18 protein-coding genes and 2 riboswitches are annotated in these 20570 nt (G+C 37.8%); of the genes, 9 read left to right on the top strand and 9 right to left on the bottom strand.

What is annotated here, in order from left to right; genetic code table 11:
• Positions 1 to 4: 4 nt before the first annotated feature.
• From queE to ACE199_RS02815, 5 genes are all read right to left on the bottom strand, one after another.
• Positions 5 to 727 (bottom strand): 7-carboxy-7-deazaguanine synthase QueE, encoded by a 723-nt coding sequence (queE, locus tag ACE199_RS02835; protein WP_375348478.1) that lies wholly within the window; start codon positions 725 to 727, stop codon positions 5 to 7.
• Positions 720 to 1193 (bottom strand): 6-carboxytetrahydropterin synthase QueD, encoded by a 474-nt coding sequence (gene queD, locus ACE199_RS02830; RefSeq protein ID WP_375348477.1) that lies wholly within the window; start codon positions 1191 to 1193, stop codon positions 720 to 722. The genes queE and queD overlap by 8 nt, the downstream gene beginning before the upstream one ends.
• A 4-nt stretch (positions 1194 to 1197) precedes the next feature.
• Positions 1198 to 1857, bottom strand: coding sequence for a 7-cyano-7-deazaguanine synthase QueC (gene queC / locus ACE199_RS02825; RefSeq protein ID WP_252290364.1), 660 nt, complete (start codon positions 1855 to 1857; stop codon positions 1198 to 1200).
• A 53-nt stretch (positions 1858 to 1910) separates the two neighbouring features.
• A riboswitch (PreQ1 riboswitch) is annotated at positions 1911 to 1953 on the bottom strand.
• 66 nt (positions 1954 to 2019) lie between these two features.
• Positions 2020 to 3099: a toxic anion resistance protein gene (locus tag ACE199_RS02820; protein WP_375348476.1), complete on the bottom strand. Its 1080-nt coding sequence runs from the start codon at positions 3097 to 3099 to the stop codon at positions 2020 to 2022.
• 18 nt (positions 3100 to 3117) lie between these two features.
• Positions 3118 to 4737, bottom strand: a complete 1620-nt coding sequence (locus tag ACE199_RS02815; protein ID WP_375348475.1) for a YceG family protein — start codon at positions 4735 to 4737, stop codon at positions 3118 to 3120.
• Positions 4738 to 5093: 356 nt separating this feature from the next.
• Here ACE199_RS02815 and ACE199_RS02810 point away from each other — a divergent pair, with 356 nt between their 5' ends.
• The 4 genes from ACE199_RS02810 to ACE199_RS02795 all read left to right on the top strand — a co-directional run bounded on the left by ACE199_RS02810 (position 5094) and on the right by ACE199_RS02795 (position 9108).
• The gene (locus tag ACE199_RS02810; RefSeq protein WP_375348474.1) at positions 5094 to 6722 is read left to right on the top strand and encodes an acetolactate synthase large subunit; all 1629 of its coding nucleotides are present in this window, start codon (positions 5094 to 5096) and stop codon (positions 6720 to 6722) included.
• A gap of 105 nt (positions 6723 to 6827) precedes the next feature.
• Positions 6828 to 7406 (top strand): hypothetical protein, encoded by a 579-nt coding sequence (locus ACE199_RS02805; RefSeq protein ID WP_375348473.1) that lies wholly within the window; start codon positions 6828 to 6830, stop codon positions 7404 to 7406.
• A 279-nt stretch (positions 7407 to 7685) separates the two neighbouring features.
• Positions 7686 to 8567 carry a glycine-rich domain-containing protein gene (locus ACE199_RS02800; protein WP_375348472.1) on the top strand — a complete coding sequence of 294 codons (882 nt, stop codon included), beginning with the start codon at positions 7686 to 7688 and terminating at the stop codon, positions 8565 to 8567.
• A gap of 355 nt (positions 8568 to 8922) precedes the next feature.
• Positions 8923 to 9108: a hypothetical protein gene (locus ACE199_RS02795; protein ID WP_127759877.1), complete on the top strand. Its 186-nt coding sequence runs from the start codon at positions 8923 to 8925 to the stop codon at positions 9106 to 9108.
• 105 nt (positions 9109 to 9213) lie between these two features.
• Here the strand turns inward: ACE199_RS02795 and ACE199_RS02790 are convergent, their stop codons facing one another.
• Together ACE199_RS02790 and ACE199_RS02785 are read right to left on the bottom strand one after the other, a co-directional pair.
• On the bottom strand, positions 9214 to 10647 hold the full coding sequence (locus tag ACE199_RS02790) for an aldehyde dehydrogenase family protein (RefSeq protein WP_375348471.1): 1434 nt from the start codon (positions 10645 to 10647) through the stop codon (positions 9214 to 9216).
• A 19-nt stretch (positions 10648 to 10666) separates the two neighbouring features.
• Positions 10667 to 12301, bottom strand: coding sequence for an acetolactate synthase large subunit (locus ACE199_RS02785; RefSeq protein ID WP_483878197.1), 1635 nt, complete (start codon positions 12299 to 12301; stop codon positions 10667 to 10669).
• A 224-nt stretch (positions 12302 to 12525) separates the two neighbouring features.
• Between ACE199_RS02785 and ACE199_RS02780 the strand changes: the two genes are divergently transcribed.
• Positions 12526 to 14127: an FMN-binding glutamate synthase family protein gene (locus ACE199_RS02780; RefSeq protein WP_375348613.1), complete on the top strand. Its 1602-nt coding sequence runs from the start codon at positions 12526 to 12528 to the stop codon at positions 14125 to 14127.
• A gap of 130 nt (positions 14128 to 14257) precedes the next feature.
• On the opposite strand, the gene ACE199_RS02775 is transcribed toward ACE199_RS02780, so the two are convergent.
• Positions 14258 to 14524, bottom strand: a complete 267-nt coding sequence (locus ACE199_RS02775; RefSeq protein WP_119116400.1) for a YiaA/YiaB family inner membrane protein — start codon at positions 14522 to 14524, stop codon at positions 14258 to 14260.
• A 287-nt stretch (positions 14525 to 14811) separates the two neighbouring features.
• Between ACE199_RS02775 and ACE199_RS02770 the strand changes: the two genes are divergently transcribed.
• The 4 genes from ACE199_RS02770 (at position 14812) to ACE199_RS02755 (ending at position 18928) form a co-directional block, all read left to right on the top strand.
• Positions 14812 to 15717, top strand: coding sequence for an AEC family transporter (locus tag ACE199_RS02770; RefSeq protein ID WP_375348469.1), 906 nt, complete (start codon positions 14812 to 14814; stop codon positions 15715 to 15717).
• 98 nt (positions 15718 to 15815) lie between these two features.
• Positions 15816 to 17249, top strand: a complete 1434-nt coding sequence (locus ACE199_RS02765; RefSeq protein ID WP_375348468.1) for an Ig-like domain-containing protein — start codon at positions 15816 to 15818, stop codon at positions 17247 to 17249.
• Positions 17250 to 17398: 149 nt separating this feature from the next.
• Positions 17399 to 17536 carry a hypothetical protein gene (locus ACE199_RS02760; RefSeq protein WP_375348467.1) on the top strand — a complete coding sequence of 46 codons (138 nt, stop codon included), beginning with the start codon at positions 17399 to 17401 and terminating at the stop codon, positions 17534 to 17536.
• 701 nt (positions 17537 to 18237) lie between these two features.
• Positions 18238 to 18327, top strand: a riboswitch (cyclic di-GMP riboswitch).
• A 436-nt stretch (positions 18328 to 18763) separates the two neighbouring features.
• The gene (locus ACE199_RS02755) at positions 18764 to 18928 is read left to right on the top strand and encodes a hypothetical protein (protein WP_164853104.1); all 165 of its coding nucleotides are present in this window, start codon (positions 18764 to 18766) and stop codon (positions 18926 to 18928) included.
• Positions 18929 to 19083: 155 nt separating this feature from the next.
• Here the strand turns inward: ACE199_RS02755 and gltD are convergent, their stop codons facing one another.
• Positions 19084 to 20565 carry a glutamate synthase small subunit gene (gltD, locus tag ACE199_RS02750; protein WP_375348466.1) on the bottom strand — a complete coding sequence of 494 codons (1482 nt, stop codon included), beginning with the start codon at positions 20563 to 20565 and terminating at the stop codon, positions 19084 to 19086.
• Positions 20566 to 20570: the final 5 nt, after the last annotated feature.

The following is a 20570-nucleotide window of genomic DNA, read 5'->3' as shown; positions in this document are numbered from 1 at the left end:
ATCTTTATACTCCTCGTTTATTGCCCCAAATATACGTATGCAGCTGCGGGAGCACCTTCACATTTGTAACAGTCTGATCTTGCACAACTTTATCAATTAACCACTCATATTTTTGTAGAAGTCTACTAATCAATCTAGAATCGTCCGTCGTCGTACTATCATCATTTCCAACCTGAAAAAAGAACGGAATGTCCGGGTAGCGATGATGCATCGCTTTTCCATACTCATAATCTTCATCATTAAAAATCACAACCTTAAGCGAAACATGGTGTTGATTGTTTTGCAACTTAGTGAAGATTTCATCAAGTATCCCGAAATCTGTTTTCATTCCCGAGCTAGGCGGCTTAGGAGAAATCGTCAGCTCATTGATTTCATAAAACCAATCCTGCCATCTGCTTCCCTGTGTTTCCACGCCCATTTTTATCCCCTGTTCTTTTAAGAGCGCAACTAAACTGGATAGATTTTTCAGTAAAGCTGGATTGCCACCCGAAATCGTGACAAAGGAAAAACCATCTCCACCGATTCTTTTCAGTTCATCCCAGATTTCTTCCGCAGTCATCTGAGTAATGTATTCTTTCCCACTTCCATCCCATGTAAAAGCTGAATCACACCAGGAACAAGAATAATCACAGCCAGCTGTACGTACAAACATCGTTTTTTGTCCAATCATAGAACCTTCCCCTTGTATGGTAGGTCCAAAAATCTCCATAACGGGAATTTTACTCACCTTCCATCCACTCCCGTCTTGCTTCCGCATAGCTCGTTGGCGTTTCAAACAGGCGAACAAATTCTACCCGAGCTCCTTTGTATTGGGGCTCTTCACGCAGCGCATCCGCCATTTTTTCATATATCCAAACGACCATATTCTCTGCCGTTGTATTCATCAATGGCAGCGTTTCATTTAAATAGCGGTGATCTAAATAAATTTCAATTTTATCTTTCCATATCTGTTTAATATCACCGAAATCCATCATCAAACCACGGTCATCGGTAAATCCGCTTAAGCCAAAGACCACTCGATACGTATGACCATGCAAGTTTTTACATTTTCCTTCATAACAATGAAGATGGTGAGCGGCATCAAATGTGAATTCTTTACTTACAAGAACGCGCTTCTTATGATAGTTTAATTGATTTCTTTGTATATCTTGATCTAGTTTCTGGAGCTTATCAACAATTCGAAATCCATACATGCCTTTAAGACTCCTTCCGCTTACTTAAATAATCTACAAGGCCTTTTTGTCTAAGCTTACACGCTGGGCACTCCCCACATCCATCCGCAATGATTCCGTTATAACACGTTAATGTTTTTTCACGGACAAATTCAAATGCGCCTAACTGATCGGCAAGCTCCCACGTTTCTTCTTTATTCAACCACATTAACGGTGTATCAATGACAAACGAATTGTCCATCGATAAATTCAATGTCACATTTAACGATTTAATAAACACATCGCGACAATCTGGATAGCCGCTGAAATCTGTTTCACATACACCAGTGACAATATGTTTCGCACCGATTTGGCTCGCAATCACACCGGCAAACGAAAGAAATAGTAAATTACGTCCTGGCACGAACGTCGAAGGTAATTCACCATCTTCGCCATCCTTTACCTCAATATCATTACGAGTCAACGCATTTGGAGCGAGTTGATTTAACAAAGACATATCTAAAATATGATGCTTGATACCAAGCTCATTTGCAATATTTTGTGCACACTCAATTTCCAGTCGATGACGCTGATTATAATCAAATGTGACCGCCTCAACTTCAGCAAATCTTTCTAATGCCCAGAACAAACATGTCGTACTATCCTGACCACCACTAAATACAACCACTGCTTTTTCCTTTTTCATTCCTAAAAAACTCCTTTATAACGAAAAAACAGCACCCTAAGACAGAGTACTGTTTCTTCTTAGTTTTTTAAAGAGGGTAGCTAGAACCTCTTCTGCACATTGGCAGATTATTTTAATTCCTCACTTATAGTATAGCGAAACTGCAAGTAATGCAAGCGTTTTTTACCCTTGCGATAGCACCCTTTTCGCCTCTTCTTGAAGAGCTTCTAATCGTTTCTTATCTTCCACTCGCTGCAGCGACTGCTCTTCTTTTACTCTCTTATACTCTACAATTCCTTTTTCGATTGTCGTCCACATCGTCTCAATCGTTTCCATTTTTATGCTGGAGCTGCCTGTTCGCTCAGCAATTTCAACACTTTGATTCATAATATCTGAAGTTACTTCCGTTAACATCTGATTCGCTCTTTCTTCAAAAGCATTTAATGAATCAGAATGTAATTTTTGACGCTTCGCATATACCGTATTAATAATCCCCATTTTAAAAATCGGAATCACCGTTACAAAGTTACTATTGATTTTCGCCATTAAATCATTATTCCCACGCTGCATTGTCTTAATTTGTGGCGCAGCAACAACAGCAACCATTCTTGCTTTCTCTAAATCATCAATCTTCCGTTCTAATAATTCTTGAACTGTTCGTAATCCTTCTAATTCAATGCGAGCTAATTGATCTCCTGCCTGAACACGTTCTTCATACTGCGGAATCAGTGTATCTCTTACCTCTTCCAGCTTCATTTCAGCCGCTACGACATACTTCTCTAATTCAAAGTAGTATTGAATATCTTCTTCATACAATCCTTCTAAGTCATTGTTTGCACGCTTTAATTCGTCTTCCATAATCGCAAATTGGGCATTAATTTTATCTAGTTCACCGCCTAACGTTTGATATTTTTTAAACACATCTTCAATTGTCTTTTTCGCACGCTTGAATAATTTATCAAGAAACCCAGGCTCTTTCATAATTTCATTTCGATCAAAGCGCTTCATTAATTTTTCTAATTGATTGAGTAAGTCGCTCGATTTCTCAATATTTGTTACCGTCATCGAATGTAAGATTCGATCTGCAAAACGAGATAAACTATCAGCTGGTTCTTTTCCAAGCGTTAATAATTGATGCTGATCTTTAATATCGAGCGATTGAACTAACTGCAACACTTGTGGTTCTTGGCGTAACTGAGCACGTAATTGCTGCGCTGTATTTGGATTTAACTCTTGTTTTTGAAGTTGTAAGTCAGCTGTCATGGTATCCCACTCCTATACTTAAAATATTTTTTTAATAATCTTCTTAATAATCGATTCTTCTTTTTCTTGAAACTCCTGTTGAAATTCCACTTCTTCTAACCAATGAACATCATAAAATGAAGGATTAATAAACTGTTCAATATCGTTATGTCCGGCTGGATTATACCAAATTACATCACAGCCAAATTCATTTAAAAACAAAAGAAGGGCAGCATCTTCCCTAAAAGGCTCTCCATTCTTCTCCATATTATAAAGAACCAGACGGGGAATTTCTTGAGCATAATCAAACTTTTGCAGCAATTGGAGAACTACTTCCGGCATCATATTAGCCTGTTTAAATAGAAATAACTGAAGATCATAATCAGATTCTCCTGCTATTTTATTTAATTTAGGATGTTCGCAGTACGCTTTAATCGTATGAGCAATTGCGTTTTGAAGTCCATTCGGCAAATGTTTATAACGCCACCAATTGCTGTTGACCATCTTTTCTGGAGAAAGCGTCCCTTGTTCTAAAGACTTTTGATAATGAAAATGATAATTCGCTTTTGTCGCTTGAGAAAAAGGAAACTCGCGAATGCACAAAGCTAATGAATCATCGATAAGCTCCCTCATACGTTCCCAATATTGTTTCCGATCTTTCGAGACCCCTTGAATTTTGGCAAAAATCACAGGAATATGTACCCGATTACTTTCTAGCTTAAATTCTGGACGAATCATCGCCTTTTCCCTCGCATAAATAAACACATCATCATATGTCATACGTAAAGTAATGGAGGACGGGATATAATCTCTAAATTGCCATGGCTTATAAATGCCCGAGCCATGGTCATGCATCATAATTTCTAGTTGTTTATTAGCTCGATAAGCAACGGTTGTTTGACGCTCTCTTTGATGGGTCGGGAAGGGCTCTAACTTTGCTGTATGACGATATTGATAAGGAATAGAGATTGTATTATTTGGATCGATTTCCGCAAATAAATCCTTTCCTTCAGGATGAAAAAGTAACACATCACATCCAAACTCCATCAATAACATCAGGAAATATTTTTGACTGTCATTCATGTCACCATACCAAACGACTTTCGGAAAATCCTCACCTATCGTGATAGTTTCAGCCCACTTCGCCCAATGGTTTTTTAACCATTTCACCACATCAATAAGAAAGCGCCTAAACTCTTGCGTTAATAAGCCCGCAGAATGGTGCTGCTGAAAATGCTCTATCACTTTCATAACAGATAATTGAATATGCCGATTAAGCGATGGATCATGATGCTTTGGGATTAATTGCTTTCCATACATAAAAGCAATTAACCGATTGATAGAAAGGCCTTTTGGTTCTTGCTGATGCACGTCCAATATATCTTGAATCGATTTCATCATCTGATTATCAATCGTCTTATCCAACTCCTCGCTCAACACATGAACGGAAGAACTCTCTTGATTCATCTCGAATAAGGCATTATAATACTCATCTTGATCCAGAGGTGTACCCAATACACGAATGCCCACTCGTTGAAATCCATAAGTTGAATCGTTAATTAGATAGGAAGGTCTTTCTTTCACCGAAGCGAAAAATACTTTTAACCACTCCTCTGTCAATGTAGATAATACAGGTTCGATGTTTATATAATTCACCATAGCCACTCCTTCCCTCAAGATGTCCGGCTTTTTCTCTTATTTCTATTATATACGTATTCGTTAATACTTGCTTAATTTTAAGGAATAGCTACCAGGAAAATAAGCAGTATGCAGCTTTAAATAAAGCGATGTTAATGAATATTGTTGATGTATACGATTTTTGGCTCATTCGTGTGAAACCACGGTTTCACACGCCTTTCAGCTCTGCTGAAAGGTTGCTCCTCCTCCAAGAAACGAAGGAGGAGCTTAAATGAGCCAAAAATCAACAACGTTATTTAACAGAACCTGAAATAAAAGCAGAATATTTGTGGAACTTTAACAAGTGAATATTATTTAAAGTAGAAAGGGGTGTTTTTTTGAAAGCAGCTGAGCTTTTTGTAAAATGTTTAGAGAAACAAAATGTGGAATACATATTTGGAGTGCCTGGAGAAGAAAATATTGATTTAGTGGATGCACTAAATCAATCATCTATCAAGTTTATCGTTTGCAGACATGAAACAGGGGCAGCATTAATCGCTGGGATGATGGGAAAATTGACAGGAAAACCGGGCGTTTGTCTTTCAACACTTGGACCTGGAGCTACCAATATGGTGACAGGTGTTGCCTGTGCTACCTTGGATAGAATGCCGTTAGTTGCTATTACGGCCCAGACCGATCTCACGATGCAGCATAAAAGTTCTCACCAATATTTAGATTTAATCGAGTTATACCGTCCGATTTCAAAATGGAATATATCCATTCACGATGGTTCCGTTATTCCCGAAGTTGTCGCTAAAGCATTTACATTAGCTACAAGTAATCTACCTGGAGCCATCCATATAGAACTCCCAAATGATATTGCCTCCACTCTCGTGCAGGGACAACCTTTACAAAACCAGCTAGATAGCCAAAAAGTAATCGCATCTGACCAAGCATTACACGATGTCGCTACGGCTATTAATGAAGCAAAATTCCCGCTTGTTTTGATAGGAAATAACGCAATAGGAGAAGAAGTTTCTACCGATATTGTAACGTTTATCGAAAAACTTCAATCCCCCTTTACGGAAACGTTTATGGCAAAGGGCGTTGTTCCTGAAAATCACCCTCTTCATTTACAAACAATTGGGTTGCCTGAAGGGGATTTTGTTAATCAAGCTTTTTACCGTGCTGATTTAGTTATTACCATTGGGTACGACCCTATCGAATACGGGCCGCAAAAGTGGAATAAATTACTGGCACCGATTATCCATATTGATGTAAATGGAGCTGAGACAGACAGCTTTTATCCCGTAAAAGCCTCTCTTGTTGGTGATTTATCCACAAATCTTCAGAGTTTAACGGTTCAAATTCACCAAAGAAATGAGATGGATCCATTTTATCGTAATATAAAAGAAACAATAACGAATGATAAACTAATTAACACAACAAGTGACGCATGTCCGCTGAGCCCTCAACGTATCATTCAAGAAATTCAGGCAGTTCTATCAAGCGATGATATTGTACTATCAGATGTCGGAGCTCATAAGCTATGGATTGGTCGACAATATGAAGCATTAAAGCCCCATACATGTATCATTTCAAACGGACTTGCATCAATGGGAATTGCGTTGCCTAGGGCCATTGGTGCAAAACTTTCCTGTCCAAACAAAAAAGTAATCGCTGTATGTGGAGACGGATCATTTATCATGTCTGCAGCAGAATTGGCAACGGCAGTCCAATTGAAATTACCGATTGTTATTATGATTTGGCGAGATGGCAGATATGGAATGATTGAATGGGAGCAAGAAAACAAGTTGGGACATTCATCAAACATCCAATTCGATAACCCTGATTTTGTTGCACTGGCAAAATCATATGGTGCGAAAGGATATAAAGTAACGCAAGCGGCTGAATTATCAAAAATTTTGCAACAAGCACTTTTAGAAAAAGGACCGGTTCTTATTGAATGTCCGGTCGATTATGAAGAAAATTTCCGACTGAGTGAACGGTTGAAGAACTTTCACTAAATGTACATGATTCGTTTGCTCGTTTTAATCAACGGGCATTTTTTTATAATGACGAAAGGATAAGCCGAATATAGTATGCGTAACGAACGATTGAGGGAGGATTACATGTTTTTACTTCAACCGATTACGAAGCATGCGCAAAACATTTCCGATACGTTTCATAGAACAGCCTCTAGGTCAAAGAAAATCACAACCACTGCATTATTATGTACATTGTCAGCCATTCTCCAATCAGCCGGTGGATTTATTCCTGTAGTTGGTTTATTTATTAGTCCCTTTGCAACAGCACCCATGATTCTTAGTACGATTTTATCCGCCCGCTACGGTTTTCTTGGCTATTTGTTAACTATATTTCTACTATTTCTCATTCAACCGAGTGAAGTGATTATCTTTGCTTTTACTACTGGGTTGCTAGGCATCAGTATCAGTTTTGCCTTCCATTTATGGAAAAGGCGCCTTAGTATCATAATAGCCAGTGCAATCTTCTTGCTTAGCGGAATTCTTCTTCTCTTATTCGTCTTTCAGTTTCCAGTGTTAGGGCCATCGATTCAGCCATCTATAAGCTTATCATTTCTTCTTCCTCTCCCCCTTTTTTCATTATTGTATAGTTGGATCTGGGTTGAACTAAGTGTATTTCTCTTTAAACGATGGAGCAGGAAAACCCACGTTACTATTCCCGATTGAATGATAGAGGTGAGTTGACGATTGGTCGGCCTCCTCGTTCATCAATACCGTAATTGGCTGCGAACAAACGATTATGACAATTGTTAAGCCCTATGTAGCTTACTTATACACACTCCCCACTTTTCACTCAGCATATGTGAGAATGAAGAAAAACATGAAATAAAGTGAAAATATAGTTATTCACCCCTTTCAGTCTTAAAGTGAATGTCTTATTACCTATTAACGGGCAATCAATCAATGGTATAATTCACTAAAAGACCCAATAAAAGGGGGAAGACAATGAGTTGGTTCTCTGCAATCAAAAAGCGTTGGAAGCAGAATAAACGAGAACGCTATCAAGAAGAATTCCGCCAAAACTTTGAAGACACATTAGCGATTCATGAATTAGAAACAGTCCATGTAAATTTGATTAAACACTTACATGTCGCTCTAAATCCAGAATATATGGAAGAAGTCAATACAGCGTTTCGCTTAAAATTTCCGCGCTATTCGCAACGACAAGTAAATGAGCTTTGGCGAGAGTTAAAGAGGTATTTCGTATTAGCCGCTATTTTTAAACAAGTAGAGATGTTTCATGATAAAGTCGATGAGCTTTGGCATCTCATGTTAGAGAATTCAAACAAATACAATCAGTTCTGCCAAACGTTTATCGGACACAAAATCGAGCATATCCCGCACAAACAACCAACATGGAAACCGACAGAACGCACTCTATTTGATTTTTATTATGTACAGCTATTTACCGTAGACATGATTTCACTTAAAATTTGGCGAAAATTTTTTAAAGAAGATAAAGGCATTTCTTTCTTGGATGAATTTACCTCTCGTGAACTAACAAGTTTAAAGCAAACCTATATGCGCACGAACACGAGCCAAGAAGCGGAACAAACCTTTGAATTTTTCGCAGCAAGATTAAAAGACGCTCAAAAAGAGGGAAATCTTCACTGGAAGAAACAATATGAACAGACCGACAATGCAAGTCCAGCTTACTTTGCTTATGTCGAGGCTGATGAAGATGCAAAGCATGAATTTAAAGACATTTTTGGCGGCGACTCTACAGACTCTAGGAGTTCCAGCGATTCCGCTTCTAGCCATAACCATAACGACAGCGGATCAGATACATCGAGCTGTTCGTCTTGCAGCTCATGTTCGTCTTCATAAGAGAGAACGAAAAAAAAGAATGTACCAAGTCTATTCTGGTACATTCTCTTTCAAAATAGTAATCATTTTTTACGCATGTAAACGATGCTCCTGTTTTTCCTTTTCAACGCCTTTCTTGGTCAACTTTAACTTTCCAAATCGATAATAAACAAAGATAGCAGCAATACAACCTATTACTGATAAAAGTGCATCGAATTTAACAAAACCTGAAGAAAAGGACTTGATTTAAAAAATTTGCCGATACATGTAGATTAATTTAGGGGGACATTTTGCAGGAAAATACAGGTTCTTTCTATAAAGTATTAAAAAGGACAAAACAATGTCCAACAAATCAGTGGGAAGGTGGTCGTTGTTTATGAGCCCGGATTTGACTATACAACAAATTGCCGAAACAATTCCAAAAGCCGTATTAAATGCATCGGATAAAGATTTAGAAAGCTTTCACAAAATTCTCGAAGAAACGATTAAACTACGAGAAGGACACAGAAACTTACAGCAATTAATTAAAAGCTTTTCTTCTTCTGTCATTCAACGCTCATGAAACATTTCCTATAGAGAAGCCTCGATTAATGGGTCTTTTTCAAAGAACCCACTATTCGAGGCCATTTTAAGTGCCTTTTCAAGTACACATTACGAGCTACTACATTCATTCATCACCAATTTTAAAGCTGATAAATTTCTGCTCCATCATTTCCTCCATTGCATATTTAACCCCTTCTCTACCAACGCCACTATCCTTCCAGCCGCCATAAGGCATATTATCAATTCGATAGGTTGGAATATCATTGATAACAACTCCACCCGTTTCAAGCCGTTCCGCTGCATAAAATGCCCGTTCAATACTTGGCGTCATCACTCCTGAGTTTAATCCGTAGCGGGAATCATTCGCATCCTTAATCGCCTCATCTAACGTAGCAAATGGAAAAACACAAACAATAGGGCCAAATACTTCAAAACGGAACACTTTAGAGTCTCGGTTTACATTCGTTAATACAGTTGGATATAATACATTTCCTTCTACATTCCCGCCGCATTCAATTGTAGCCCCTTCTTGTACAGCCTCATGTAACCAACTTTGCAGACGGTCCAATGATTTTTTCGAAATGACCGCCGTAATATTCGTATCCTCATCAAGCGGTGAACCGACAACAAGTTGCTTCGTCCGGCTAACAAACCGCTCTAAAAATTGTTGATAAAGCGATTGATGAACATAAATTCGTTGAATGGAAATACACACTTGTCCATTATTAGAAAAAGCACCTAATACACTCCGTTCAATGACTTTATCAATGTTTACCCCTTCATCAATAATAAAAGGGGAATTGGAGCCGAGTTCAAGTGTCAATTTACGAAAACCTGCTTGCTGCTGAATCAGGTGCCCCACCTCTACACTGCCTGTAAACGTCACTTTTTTCACATGTGGATGAGTCGTTAATGCTTCACTCAAAACATCGCCTTTCCCAGGAATAACATTCAATACCCCTTCCGGAAGACCTGCTTCTTTAAAAATCTCAGCAAGGACGAGTGAACTAATCGGGGTTTGCTCAGCCGGTTTTAACACAATTGAATTTCCGGCCGCAATAGCGGGTCCCACTTTGTGTGCTACGAGATTGAACGGAAAATTAAACGGAGTAATCGCCGTCACCACACCAATTGGCGTCCGAGTCGTAAAACCAAACCGCTTCTCCCCGCCTTCTGCAGCATCCATTGGAATTTGTGTTCCATAATTACTTTTAGCCGCTTCTGCTGCAAAACGATACGTTTGAACGGTACGATTAATTTCCTCACGGGCATTGCGAATCGTTTTGGCCGATTCTAAAGAAATGATTTTGGCATATTCTTCAATACGTTCTTCCATAATCGTGGCCGCTCTTGCTAAAATCTTGGCACGGCGATGTGCTGGATAAGCCCGGAATTTCTGAAAAGCAGTATGCGCTTCGACAACCGCTTCTACAGCATCCGCAGGTTCAGCCTGTCCAATTTCAGTTAATAATTCATTCGTATGTGGATTATATAAAGGCTCATAAGTTTTCGCCTCCCGCCATTTTCCACCAATCCATAATTGCCATTTTTGCCTCATTTTTCGTCACACCTCATTCTTATAATTTACAAATATAATCGCCAAGTGTTTGGGATAACTTAACATTTTCGGAATAATCGACATCCACATCGATTAGAACAATATCTTGACTCTGAATAGCCTCTTCTAATGCAGGAAGCAATTCATCCGAATGTTTCACCTTAATTCCTTTCGCACCAAAACTTTCAGCAAACTCGATAAAATTCGGATCTTCGAATTGAATAGCATTGGATCGGTTAAATTTATTCAGTTGTTTCCACTCAATTAAACCAAATTTAGAGTCATGAAAAATAATAATGACAATCGCAAGACCTAAACGTTTCGCTGTGGCAAGTTCAACACCATTCATCAGAAAGCCGCCATCACCGGTAATCGCAATGACCGGTTTATCCGGCTGTGCTAGTTTTGCAGCAATGGCGCCGGGAACAGCAATCCCCATTGAGGCAAATCCATTTGAAATAATGACATGATTCGGCTTTTCAGGCTGATACATACGAGCAATCCATAGTTTATGAGCACCCACATCCGAAATCACAATCGCTTCTCCTTTTTCCGCCTTTTTTAAGTCAGCAAGAATTCTTTGTGGAATAATAGGACTGCCGGATACCTCATCAGACTCATGCAGTTTCTCAACCAACTGATTCTTTAGCTGTGTTACCCTTGACCAAAGTTCTTTTTCTTCAACATAGCTGTTTAAAGCTTGAATCGTTTCTTTAACATCACCGACTAATTCGGCTTGGACTGGATAATACGCATCGACTTCAGCAGGCAAACTATCAATATGAACAATCGGATTCATCGCTTCATCATTCCAATATTTCGGCAAATATTCGACAATGTCATAGCCTATCGTGATAATGATATCAGCAAGATCAAAGCCACAAAGCACATAATCCCTTGCTTGCATGCCAACTGTATATAGAGTCAATGGATGCTCGGAAGGCAGCACACCCTTTGCCATAAACGTATTAACTACCGGAATATTTTTCGCTTCGGCAAACTGGCGTAATGCGTCTGTTGCTCCATCACGAATGACCCCATTTCCAGCTAAAATAATCGGTCTTTTAGCACGGTTAATCAATTCTGCTGCCTTTTTGATTTCTTCCTCAGCTGGACGGGAGATAGGTAGTGGTGTAACAGGAATTGGTTCTCCTTCTGTATCCATCATCGCCACATCTTCTGGGAGCTCAATATGAACGGCGCCTGGTTTATCAAGAAGGGCTGTTTTAAACGCTTTACGAATAATTTCTGGTATTGTGTGCGGCACGTGAATTTGTTGGCTCCATTTCGTTGTTTCTTCAAAAACACCAATAATATCCACATATTGATGAGATTGCTTATGAATACGTTCAAGACCTGCCTGACCTGTAATCGCGACAACAGGTGAGTAATCTAAATAAGCATTGCCTACTCCTGTTAATAAATTGGTTGCACCCGGCCCAAGTGTAGCCAAACAGACACCCGGTTTTCCCGTCAAACGACCATATACATCAGCCATAAACGCTGCTGCTTGTTCGTGATGGACTAAAATAAATTCAATTTCAGAGCCAATAAGAGAATCAACAAGATCCGTATTTTCCTCTCCAGGAATGCCAAAAATATATTGAACCCCTTCATTTTCTAAACAGCGTACAAATAAATCCGAAGCTTTCAAGACCATTCCTCCATTATAAATTCGAAATATCTCCTTCTATGGTGGCTATTTAACTAAAAAATTATGTAGCTAAAATATGAGAGTTCAACAATCTTTTTTAATTACGCATAAAAAAACTCATTAAAAATAATTGGTTCTTTAAAGAGCTCCCCACTGAATAATTACACTCATCTTGGAGTACATTAACACCAAATAGATTTAGCCAGCTTAGGAGGAAAAATATGATGAATCTCGCAAGCCAGCTCATTATCATCGGATTTGCATTAATTGCACTTATTTTTATAGTGCTTGTTATTTTTCTAATTTATCTAATCTTATTTGACCGCAACCAAAAACGACACGCTATTTTAAGGAATTATCCTGTACTTGGCCGGGTCCGCTATTTTTTTGAGAAAATTGGCCCAGAAATGCGACAATATTGGTTTAACAGTGATACTGAAGGCAGACCATTTTCACGAGATGACTACGAACATATTGTCAAAAGCGCCAAATATAATCGCGATGTCATTGGGTTTGGTTCAAAGCGTGATTTTGACGAAGAAGGTTTTTTTGTTCGAAATGATATGTTTCCTAAATTAGCAGAAGAAATAAAAATGGATAAAAAAACACGAGTTTTAACGAAACGATATATTTTATTAAAAGACCCGCTTCTTTCACAAAGGGAAGAAAAATGGGAAGATGAGGAGTCATCTGCTTATTTATTGCACGATGATGACGCAATCGTCATTGGACCAAGTACAAGACACCCATTTATTTTAAAGGGGCTCATCGGTATGTCCGCAATGAGTTATGGTTCATTAGGACATCATGCAATTACTGCCTTATCAGAAGGTTTAGGACTAGCAAAAGGGGCATGGATGAATACAGGAGAAGGCGGACTCTCGCCCTACCATTTAAAAGGTGACGTGGATATCATCATGCAGATTGGTCCCGCTATGTTTGGTGTACGTGATAAAGATGGAAACATGGATTGGGATGAATTAAAAAGAAAAAGTGAGATTCCACAAGTAAAAGCATTTGAAATTAAACTAGCACAGGGTGCTAAAACACGCGGCGGGCATATCGATGCTGAAAAAGTAACGCCAGAAATCGCTGAGATTCGTAAAGTGGAGCCGTACAAATCAGTTGATAGCCCAAATCGCTTTCCTCAATTCGGAAATGTAGCTGCCCTATTGGATTTCGTCGAAAAAATCCGGGAACATACAGGAAAGCCCGTTGGCATAAAGATTGTTGTCGGCGGAAATGATAGCGTAGAAGAACTAGCTAAATATATGAAGGAAACCGGTAAAGGACCTGATTTTATTACAATTGATGGTGGTGAAGGCGGGACAGGCGCTTCTTATCAAGAACTAATTGATAGCGTAGGACTGCCGATTAAATCTGCCCTCCCTATCCTTGTATCTACTCTCGAAAAACACGGCGTACGTGATCGTGTAAAAATTATCGCCTCCGGTAAGCTATTTACTCCTGACCGAATCGCTATTGCTTTAGCGATGGGAGCAGACTTAGTAAACATTGCTCGCGGTTTTATGATTTCCGTTGGCTGTATTCAAACATTAAAATGTCAATCCAATGCCTGTCCCGTTGGAGTAGCAACGACTGATCCGGATTTGCAAAAAGCTCTTGTTATTGATGAGAAAAAGTATCGTGTAGTTAATTTTCTCGTTACGTTAAGAAAAGGACTATTCCGTATTTCAGCAGCTGCTGGTTTAGATTCACCTGTTCATTTTCAACCAAAACATATTATGTATAAAGATGATAAAGGAGTCGTTACTTCCTTAGAACATATCCTTCATGATATCAATCGTCAAATCGGCGCGAGTTGACAAGCTCAAAGCTTCAACCAGTCTATTATCTAGGACATCGCTGTTCTATGATTTTCAATAAAATGAAATACCGCAGATCACTGTGACCGCGGTATTTCATTTTTGCTTTTATATTCCTCCATTTATATCACTAGTCGTCTAACTTCATCGATTGATTCTGCCTTCTTTCCTGTTCTGCCATTATCTCATTATCTTCAGCATTATCCCTCGTTACTTTTTGTGTCAAGATTGCACCTACTGCCACTAGTATCATCACAGCAATATAATATCCTTTTTCATTCAACTGCAAACTGTCTTCATTATAAAGGCCGATACTGAATAAAAAGACCCCTGCAAAAAAAGTGAAATAAGCCAATACTGTAAAAGCTGTTGTATTCCTTCGTCTGTATCTCTGCACTTTCATTCCCCCTAAACAGTCTTTCTTAACTAAATTACTACTCATTGTGCCTCAATTATTCATTAAATCTGGGGAATTCACCTAACAATCACTATAATAATTCTTGATGTACCATAGTATCAGATACGGAATTTCTTAATGCCTATTTAATACAGTCTAATTGGTTATTAGAAGTTTCTTTTTACCCTTAATTTTAGAAAATAGTTACAATATGGATTGGTTTATTCTCGATATAGTAGTATTTTTAATTGTATACTATTTTTCTATAATTAGAGGTGTCATACTGTATGAATCAGGAATTTCTATTTTTACTGCTATTAATCATGGTTGGCTATGTTTTCAAGCGATTAAATCTTTTAAAAGAGAAAGATGGAGAAGCAATGGGCAGGATTATTTTTAACATCACTCTCCCTGCTCTCATTATTGTTACTTTTGATACGGTGAAGATTGAACCTTCCTTGCTGCTACTAACAGTCATTGTATTAATTTATGGAATAATCTCACTTTGTCTCGCCTGGCTTGTCTTCAGAAAAGAGGCAAAGGAACTAAAAGGGACTCTATTGATGCTTGCTCCTGGCTATAATGTTGGAATTTTTGCCTTTCCACTTGTTCAAACCATTTGGGGAGCAGAAGGATTAGCCTATTTTGGGATGTTCGATGCTGGAAATGCATTCATCCTGTTCGGAATCGTTTACATTATCGCAAGTTATTATTCAAAAGAGGGGCTAACGCTTAAGCCAAGGATCATCCTTAAAAAGTTTGGTACATCGATTCCACTAATGACTTATTTCATCGTTAGTATTTTAAACTACTGCCACCTGCATTTACCGTCTGCAGTCATTGATTTTGCTACTATTCTATCTAAAGCGAATATGCCTTTGTCTTTCTTATTGCTAGGACTTTATTTAAATTTCAAGTTTGAAAAGCTGTACATCAAACCTATGATAAAATTCCTACTTTTCCGGTATGGTACAGGTCTGCTTTTTGGGCTTATTCTCTATTTTCTGCTTCCATTCAATGAAATGTTTAAATATACTATGCTAATCGGTCTTCTATTACCTATTGGAGCATCCATTTTACCATTTGCCCTTGAGTTTAAATATAGCACCACACGTTTTATTGGTACGCTCACAAATGTGACCATTATCATTAGTATGCTGATTTTATATCTCTTTGCGAATTTTATACTTTAATCCTTATACATACTATTTCATATAAAAATAATATCCTATTATGGTAGAATATAGTTTATGAGTAATGAAGATTAAGTAGATTGGAGAATCGAAGAATAATGAAACGATATTTATTAAAAGCAGGAGTACTTACTTGTTTAACGCTCGGCTTATTTTATGACGAAGCTTCTGCGGAATCTACGTTAGCGTCTAAATGTGAAGCATATGGGGCAATCCACCCAAATCAAAATCCTTCTTTTCAACATGTCAATTGTTTGCTGACGAACGCAGCTCTAAAAGCTGATATTCCCCCTGAAGTTGTAAAAGCTGTCACTACACAAGAAAATGGAGGATGGAAACAATTTGATGCGAATGGCAAACCTATCATTTCTGATGATGACGGAATCGGTCTTATGCAAGTTACCAATCAGCCGCAATATGATCAACAGAAGCTGCAAAATGACATATCGTACAATATCGAAGCGGGCATTGAAATCTTGAATGGTATGTATAAGCGTACAGATCTTCCCAAAATAAAAGGAGCCAATAAACAGGTTATTGAAAATTGGTATTTCCCTGTTATGGCTTACAATGGAATTAAACCTGTAAACAGTCCGCTTGTGCAGCTTACTGGAGCAAAAAACCAAAATGCCTATCAAGAAAAAGTATTTCATCACATTGAAGAAGACAGTTTCTCAGGAGCTACACTATTAGGGAAATTCCCTTTTAAAACAGCTGACTTTGAATATGACCCTACTAGCAATAAAAATATTGATTTCAAAACAATGGCATACAGCCTGACTGATGAAACCCACCCTTCTGCCTACTTTTTTAAAAAGGGAGATAAAGTTGTTGTAACAGAGAACAATGCTAACTTGCGATTAAAACCTAGTACTCTCTCGACTTCACAAACAAAACTAAAGGAAAATACTACCTTAATCATTAACGGTACTTTCAAATATGATTTGTCCGCAACTAGTCAAAACCAATTTGTCTGGTATCCGGTTCAGACTGCAGATAAAAAATTAACCGGGTATATTTCATCTGCTTACATTACAAAAAAGATAGATAAACCTTCTGTCAATACGATCGATGATAATGACACATATCTTTCTGGTAAAGCAGCGGCTAATGCCATCGTAGAGATAAAACGAAATAATAAAAAGTTTAAGAGCACAAAAGCTAACGCCAACAGAAACTTCAAAGTCAAAATTGGTGTTCAAAAGGCTGGTACAAGCTTGACCGTAACGTTCAAGAATGAATTTAATGCAACAAGTCCTGCAAAGACCGTCACAGTAGTGGATAAAACACCACCTGCAACGCCAACGATTAGTACAATCAAAAAAACAACGAAAACCGTCACAGGCAAAACTGAAGCGTATGCAACAATTCAGTTAAAGGTAAAACAGAAAATCATCGGAGGCAGGAAAGCGGATAAGTCGGGGAAATATACAATCAAAATCACACCGCAAAAATCCGGAACAACAGTAACCGCAACAGCAACGGATAAAGCGGGAAACAAAAGTAAACCAGCTACCAGAACAGTACAATAAACAAAAGAGAAACGGCAGCAATTGTCGTTTCTCTTTTGTTTATTTTTTTAATAAAAAACGAAAACATATAATATTGACAGAATTTCAAAACTGTTATATATTATTAACAAATAAATATTAATTGTTATATAACAAAGGAGGAGAACAAAATGGAAATGTATCGCGAAGCATATGAATATTATAAAATGGCTTGTGAAAACTACGGAATGGAGTCGGTGAATTTTTACCACTTTGTTAAGCATTTAACAACAGAACAATTAAATGAATACAATAAAAAAGCTTACTAATTAAAAAGGACGTGATGACTACGGATCTCCACACAGAAGTCAAATAGAAACCCTGCCCGTTATGTAGAAAAACAGGCAGGGTTTAATTATGTTTTAAACTAGTTCCTGTCTCTCACTAATCAAGACTTTAATCTGCAATAAAAAAAGACGATCAATTTCTTTTGAAGGGAATTGATCGTCTAAATGAGTAAAAAGAAAACAATCATCGCAACACGATTGCTTCCTATCTATACTATAAGGAGTTTGTCGTTTTTTGTCGATATGCAAATAATCATAGGAACTTAGTTGTGTACTCTCACTAAACTGTACAATAATGTTACTCTTCCCCTATTGAATAAAGGATAATTATAAGAATTATCGAATTATTTATATGTATATACTTTCGAAAGGACTGTTGAATATGTACAAGTTTTTTGAATGTATAACCTATATATTTTTTGTTCTTTTAGGAATTATTACTCTACTGGAACTTACGTTTGACGTTAAGCTAATCGATAGCAATCAACCTCTATTCCTCCCTGTTCTAGCTATTTTTTCAATCCTATTTATTGTGACAGAAATTAATCGATTTACTGCGAAAAGAAATAATAAATTAGAATAGTATCCCTCTTAGATGCTTTAACCATTTTCTCTTCTCCTATTCTTAAAATTAGTATTTTTGTCACATTTATTTGTTTGTGTGTTGTTTTTATGTGTTATTATACCTATAAGGGCAAATTTTACGAAAGTAAAAGACGCAAAGCCACGGGCCTAAAGCAACAAATAGTTGTCATGGCAGCCGGGTTGCCAAGATATATTCTTGATTAAACTGAAGATTAAGAGTTTTTGGCTCCTTTTAAATTTGCCTAAATTTAGCAAACTAAGGAGAGAGTTATGTTTTATCCAACTATATTAATTAACGAAACAAATGAAAGACACATTGTGAAGGACAAAAACTATTGTGTATGCGGCGCAAAATATAATGGTTTTTTCATGTTCACAAGAATCGACCTTAGAAAAATTAGGTTTAAACAAGATCAAGAAATCACTTGTCCGACATGTAAAGCACTCGTAAAACAGAAATGTTAGCTACATATTCCTAGTTCAGTTCATTTCTCCACGCATGTCTCTTTTGTAGCATTTGAATGCTCATTGATTTTTTATCGTATGAAGTTCTTGAAATCGTAAAGACTAACTTAAGTAAACGTGTCTTGCTTAAGTTATCGATGAAAGAATGGAGTGGCAAATATGGAGAAAAAGAAAAAGCCTGTTGTAAATGAAGCAGAATTAACGATTCGTGCGAATTTAAACAATTTAGAGCCTGGAGATTCTGTTAAAGAGCATCGTACAGTAGAAACAGGAAACTTAATTTTGGCTGAAAAAGAAATTGGGCAACAAAATAATAATCTATAAAATTTTCTTACCAACGAAGCTTCTCACGCTCTCCTCTTGAGCTAGTGGCTTCGTTTTTTTACAGTTTCACCGCTAACAATAAATAATAGAAAAAGCACCCTAATTTCGCTATTTGAAATTAAGGTGCTTTGAGTTTTTTTGTTATAATTTTATATTTAAGGTAAAACTGAACTTCCCATCAAATAACGATCTACTTCACGTGCTACTTCACGACCTTCATTGATTGCCCAAACGATTAAGCTTTGACCTCGCCTTGCATCACCTGCAGCAAAAACACCTTCAACGTTTGTTCTATACTCACCATAAGCTGCAGCAATTTTTTGATTGGTCGTTTCCACACCAAACTGCGTAAGAAGTGGTTGTTCTGTTCCTTCAAAACCGATAGCAATGAAAACAAATTGTGTCGGCCATACTTTTTCAGTTCCCGGAATTTCCTTGAAAATATATCCACCGTTTTCGCCTTTTACTTTTTCCATTTGAATCGTATGAAGCTCTTTCACGTTTCCATTGTCATCTGCAACAATTTTCTTCGTTTGAATGGAATATTCACGTGGATCATTTCCAAACTTCGCTTCTGCCTCTTCATATGCATATTCAAGCGTAAAAACATTTGGATAAGCAGGCCACATATTGTCAGATGTACGTGCTGTTGGCAATTTAGGATGTTTACCAAATTGAACCACACTGCGGCATTCTTGACGGAGAGCAGTAGCTACACAGTCAGCTCCTGTATCCCCTCCTCCAATTACAATAACATCTTGACCTTTTGTATCAATAAATTGGCCATCTGCAAAGTTAGAGTCTAGTAAACTCTTCGTTGTTGTTGTTAAGTAATCCATTGCTAAATGAATACCTTTTGCTTCTCTACCTTCTATCACTAAATCACGCTGCTTTTGAGCACCAGTACAAAGAATTACGGCATCATACTGATCTTGAAGCTCTTTAGCTGTGATGTCTTTTCCAACTTCTGTGTTTGTAATAAAGTCGATACCTTCTTGATTTAATAAACGAACTCTACGTTCAACCACTTCTTTTTCTAACTTCATGTTTGGAATACCGTATGTTAATAGCCCGCCAGCGCGATCTGAACGCTCATATACTGTTACTGTATGTCCGGCTTGATTTAATTGATCAGCACTTGCAAGCCCTGCAGGACCTGAACCGATAATAGCGATTTTTTTCCCTGTTCGTTTTGTTGGAATACGCGGGGTAATCCAACCATTTTCGAATCCTTTATCAATAATTGTTCGCTCAATGCTTTTAATCGTAACCGCTGGATCTGAAATACCAACTGTACAAGAGCCTTCACATGGAGCTGGACAAACACGACCTGTAAATTCAGGAAAATTATTCGTTTTTAGAAGACGATCTAACGCTTCCTTCCATCTTCCACGATACACTAAGTCGTTCCATTCAGGAATTAAATTATGAATAGGACAACCTGTTGTCACCCGATTGATTTCTGTTCCCATATGGCAGAAAGGAGTGGCGCAGTCCATGCACCGCGCTCCTTGCTGACTTAACATATCATCCGAAAAACAATTTGAATATTCTTTCCAATCATTTAACCGTGTGAGAGGATTTCGCTCTTCTGGTTTTTGACGAGTATATTCCATAAATCCTGTTGCTTTTCCCATGTTCC

This window comes from Peribacillus sp. Hz7 (assembly GCF_042136355.1).
Taxonomy (GTDB): Bacteria; Bacillota; Bacilli; order Bacillales; family DSM-1321; genus Peribacillus; species Peribacillus asahii_A.
Note: the sequence above shows the minus strand (reverse complement) of the source record. Positions and strands in the feature narration are given on the sequence as shown.

Bases quoted from the DNA above. Each gene is read 5' to 3' on its own strand.
- queD (WP_375348477.1), bottom strand. From the start codon at position 1,193: ATGTATGGATTTCGAATTGTTGATAAGCTCCAGAAACTAGATCAAGAT.
- queC (WP_252290364.1), bottom strand. From the start codon at position 1,857: ATGAAAAAGGAAAAAGCAGTGGTTGTATTTAGTGGTGGTCAGGATAGT.
- ACE199_RS02820 (WP_375348476.1), bottom strand. From the start codon at position 3,099: ATGACAGCTGACTTACAACTTCAAAAACAAGAGTTAAATCCAAATACA.
- ACE199_RS02815 (WP_375348475.1), bottom strand. From the start codon at position 4,737: ATGGTGAATTATATAAACATCGAACCTGTATTATCTACATTGACAGAG.
- ACE199_RS02805 (WP_375348473.1), top strand. From the start codon at position 6,828: ATGTTTTTACTTCAACCGATTACGAAGCATGCGCAAAACATTTCCGAT.
- ACE199_RS02800 (WP_375348472.1), top strand. From the start codon at position 7,686: ATGAGTTGGTTCTCTGCAATCAAAAAGCGTTGGAAGCAGAATAAACGA.
- ACE199_RS02795 (WP_127759877.1), top strand. From the start codon at position 8,923: ATGAGCCCGGATTTGACTATACAACAAATTGCCGAAACAATTCCAAAA.
- ACE199_RS02790 (WP_375348471.1), bottom strand. From the start codon at position 10,647: ATGAGGCAAAAATGGCAATTATGGATTGGTGGAAAATGGCGGGAGGCG.
- ACE199_RS02780 (WP_375348613.1), top strand. From the start codon at position 12,526: ATGAATCTCGCAAGCCAGCTCATTATCATCGGATTTGCATTAATTGCA.
- ACE199_RS02770 (WP_375348469.1), top strand. From the start codon at position 14,812: ATGAATCAGGAATTTCTATTTTTACTGCTATTAATCATGGTTGGCTAT.
- ACE199_RS02765 (WP_375348468.1), top strand. From the start codon at position 15,816: ATGAAACGATATTTATTAAAAGCAGGAGTACTTACTTGTTTAACGCTC.
- ACE199_RS02760 (WP_375348467.1), top strand. From the start codon at position 17,399: ATGGAAATGTATCGCGAAGCATATGAATATTATAAAATGGCTTGTGAA.
- ACE199_RS02755 (WP_164853104.1), top strand. From the start codon at position 18,764: ATGGAGAAAAAGAAAAAGCCTGTTGTAAATGAAGCAGAATTAACGATT.
- gltD (WP_375348466.1), bottom strand. From the start codon at position 20,565: ATGGGAAAAGCAACAGGATTTATGGAATATACTCGTCAAAAACCAGAA.